General features: G+C 67.4%; 1 protein-coding gene. It reads right to left on the bottom strand.

What is annotated here, in order from left to right; translation table 11 throughout:
• Positions 1-41: 41 nt before the first annotated feature.
• The gene (locus AB0B91_RS66350; protein WP_088998424.1) at positions 42-1139 is read right to left on the bottom strand and encodes a sugar ABC transporter substrate-binding protein; all 1098 of its coding nucleotides are present in this window, start codon (positions 1137-1139) and stop codon (positions 42-44) included.
• Positions 1140-1159 lie beyond the last annotated feature (20 nt).

Here is a 1159-nt window from a genome sequence, read left to right as displayed (position 1 = left end):
GGGTCGGTGCCGGGCGGCGTGCGCGTGGAATCGGGTACGGGTCAGCTGATGCCGGCGTCGGCGCAGAGCTTGGCGTACGCCCCGGCGCAGACCTCGTCCTTGGTGACGAAGCCGTCGGCGATGACGTCCTTGACGTTCTCCTTGAAGATCAGCTTCGGGGTCAGCAGCACCGCCGGGACGTCCCGGCCGCCCTCCGGGTCCTTGACCGTCTGGGCGGTCTCCTTCTTCTCACCCTTGGCCACCGCGATGGCCAGGTCCGAGGCGGCCTTCGCCTCCTCCTTGATCGCCTTGTAGACGGTCATGCACTGGTCGCCGGCGAGGATGTTCTGCAGGCCCTGCGGGGTGGCGTCCTGGCCGGTCACCGGGACCTTGCCGTTGAGCTTGTTCTTCTTCAGCACCGAGATGGCCGCGTTGCCGAGGCCGTCGTTGGCGGCGAGCACGCCGTCGATCTTGCCGCCGGTCTGGGTCAGCATCTGCTCGAAGATGGTGGCGGCCTGGGTGTTGTCCCACTCCGGCACGTTCTGGTCCGGGCCCTTGGTGTACTCCTTCGAGTCGAACTTCGGCTTGAGCACCGAGTCGTACCCGTTCTTGAACAGGGTGGCGTTGTTGTCGGTCGGCGAGCCGTTGAGGTACGCCACGACCGGGTTCTTGACGCCCTTGTCGGTCAGGCACTTGCTCAGGCCCTCGCCCTGGAGCTTGCCGACGGCCTCGTTGTCGAAGCTGACGTAGTAGGTGGCCGAGCCGCCCAGCGTGAGCCGGTCGTAGTCGATCGTGGCCACACCCTGGGACTTGGCCTTGTCGAGCACGGCCTTGCCGGTGCCGGAGTCCAGGTTGACGATCATCAGGGCGGTCACGCCGTTGGTGATCATCTGGTCGGCGATGGTCTGGAACGCCGTCTTGTCGCCCTGGGCGTTCTGGATGTCGTAGTCGACGCCGGCGGCCTTGAACGCCTCCTCCAGGAACTTGCGGTCGGCGCCCTCCCAGCGGGCGGAGGACTTGCTGTCCGGAAGGATCACGCCGATCTTCGGCTTCTTCTCGGAGGAGCCGCCGGCGTCGGAGCCGGAGTCGTCGCCGCAGGCGGCCAGGCCGCCGGTGGCCAGCAGGCCCACGGCGGCGAAGGTGAGGAAGCCCTTGCGCATCTGCAGGGTCCTTTCGGGGG

The sequence above is a fragment of the Nonomuraea sp. NPDC049141 genome, from assembly GCF_040648415.1.
Taxonomy (GTDB): Bacteria; Actinomycetota; Actinomycetes; order Streptosporangiales; family Streptosporangiaceae; genus Nonomuraea.
Note: the sequence above shows the minus strand (reverse complement) of the source record. Positions and strands in the feature narration are given on the sequence as shown.